This window comes from Salipiger sp. HF18 (genome assembly GCF_011806505.1).
GTDB classification, from domain to species: domain Bacteria; phylum Pseudomonadota; class Alphaproteobacteria; order Rhodobacterales; family Rhodobacteraceae; genus Salipiger; species Salipiger thiooxidans.
The window spans coordinates 1-1,872 of record NZ_JAATOS010000658.1 but is presented as its reverse complement, the minus strand read 5'-3'; the positions used below and the strand labels follow the sequence as shown (position 1 = coordinate 1,872).

Here is a 1,872-nt window from a genome sequence, read left to right as displayed (position 1 = left end):
GACGATCACCATCATCAGGCCGATGACCGAAAGCATCATGGTGCCCATGTTGAGCGGCACGACCTTGCGCACCACCTCACGCAGCGCCTCGTCGTCGAGCCCGGCCTTGCGGGCGCTCCACACGCGCCAGATGCACCAGAAGAGCCCGCCGAGTCCCACCACCGAGATCGCCGCTCCAAGCCAGATGAGCCATTCCATCGGGTCTCTCCCCTTCGCCCTCGCAGATCCCGGTTCCGGTAATCCATCGCCCATGCTCCCGCAACCCCTTGATGGCCGCGCGCGGCATGGGATACTCAGACGCCAAACCGGCAGGAGACAAGAACGATGCAAGACGAAGGTTCGAGCAACAGCTACGGCGTGGCGGCGGGCGAGCTTAAGAGCTTTATAGAGCGCTACGAGCGGCTCGAGATCGAGAAGAAGGAAGTCGCCGACCAGCATGCGCAAGGTCATCGCCCTGCGCAAGCGCGACAAGGACGACATCGCCGAGGAAGAGGCGGTGCTCGAGATGTACAAGGCCGCGCTCGGCATGGAGTGACGGCGCGCAGGGGCGCCGCGTGCGCCCCTTTCGCACCGCCTTGCGAAGGCCGTCCTGCGCACGTGGCGCCCGGTGCCGGCCCGGGTCGGAGATTCCGCAAGGCATGGCGCCGACGGGCGCCGACCCGTCCGCGAAAAGCCGGGACTGAACACCTAGGGCTCGATCAGCGTGACGCCGGGCATCTGCCCGATCTGACAGACATCCTCGTCGTAGAGCTCGGTCAGCATATCGACATAGGCCGGGTCCCAGCCGGGCAGGTCCAGCTCTTCCTCCACCGCCTCGTCCAGCGCGTACTTGTCGAGGAAGGCCATCATCACCCGCCGCTTCTGCGTCTCGTTCACCGTCGGGTTCTCCTTGAGGAAGGCGCGGAAGCGCTGCATCCCCTCGGGGCTGACGATCTCGGAGAACAGGTCGAAGGCGCCGGTGATCCTGCGGTCGGTCTCGATGCCGGCCATCTCGTGCAGGAGCTGCCCCCAGATCAGCGGCGTGTCCTCGTTGCACCAGACCGTGAGCGGGGCGTCGGGCAGGGCAGTCCGGATCCGCGCGATCATCTCGGACCAGCGCAGGTGCATGGGATCGGCACCCGACAGAAACTCGTCGAAGCTGCCATGCGGCGTACTGCGGTAGACCGCAGGCAGGTAGGTCGCGAAGTTGCGCAGTCCCACGAAGATCTCGATGCCGTCGCCCGGAAACAGCCGCGCCATCGCCGGCAGCCGCTGTTCGAGCTTGCGGTAGAGCCTGCCGCCCGAGAGTGCCAGCTTCGGCACCGAAAGCAGGTTCTCGTGGCTGAGCACCAGCCGCTGCACCGTCTCGGGATCCTCGTCGAGGATCGCGTCGAGCAGCACCTCGCGGGCCTCCGGCGCAGGCGTGGCCTCGCCAAGCGTGTTCAGCGTCTCCGAGAGCAGCGTGCGGTAGCGTCCGGGGCCGGGGATGCAGATGCCGTCCTTGCGCAGATCTCCGACGTTCTTGAGCAGCCCCTTGAGCAGTCGGTCCTCATCCGTGCACTGAACGCCGAGGTGAAGAGTGATCTGCATTGCCTGCTCTTTTGAATGGCCCGGCGCCGCACTATAAGGGCTTTCACGGCGAGGAAAACCGCAATTGCCCGGGAGAGTGCGCATGAGCCTTGCAGATCAGAGCTCCGTCAAGCCGCGTCGCGGATGGCGGCTGCCCAGCCCGTGGTCGGTCGGGGCGGCGCTGATCGCCGCGCTGGTGGTGGCGCCTATTCTCGCGGTGTTCTGGATCGCGCTGTTCCCGGCCGAGAACATCTGGCCGCACCTCGTCTCGACAACGCTGCCGCGGTACCTGTCGAACACGCTGGTGCTGATGTTCGGCGTCGG

2 protein-coding genes and 2 pseudogenes are annotated in these 1,872 nt (G+C 66.1%); 2 read left to right on the top strand and 2 right to left on the bottom strand.

What is annotated here, in order from left to right; genetic code table 11:
- Nucleotides 1–198, bottom strand: a 198-nt coding sequence (locus tag HC022_RS25540) for a hypothetical protein (protein WP_167454260.1), incomplete at its 3' end; no start/stop codon positions are given.
- A 126-nt stretch (nt 199–324) separates the two neighbouring features.
- On the opposite strand from HC022_RS25540, the pseudogene HC022_RS25535 reads away from it, so the two are divergent.
- Nucleotides 325–535, top strand: a pseudogene (locus tag HC022_RS25535) (DUF2312 domain-containing protein).
- 152 nt (nt 536–687) lie between these two features.
- On the opposite strand, the gene HC022_RS25530 reads toward HC022_RS25535, so the two are convergent.
- Nucleotides 688–1,569 (bottom strand): hypothetical protein, encoded by an 882-nt coding sequence (locus HC022_RS25530; RefSeq protein ID WP_167454259.1) that lies wholly within the window; start codon nt 1,567–1,569, stop codon nt 688–690.
- Between the two features lie 82 nt (nt 1,570–1,651).
- On the opposite strand from HC022_RS25530, the pseudogene HC022_RS25525 reads away from it, so the two are divergent.
- Nucleotides 1,652–1,872: pseudogene (locus HC022_RS25525) on the top strand (iron ABC transporter permease); the annotation flags it as partial.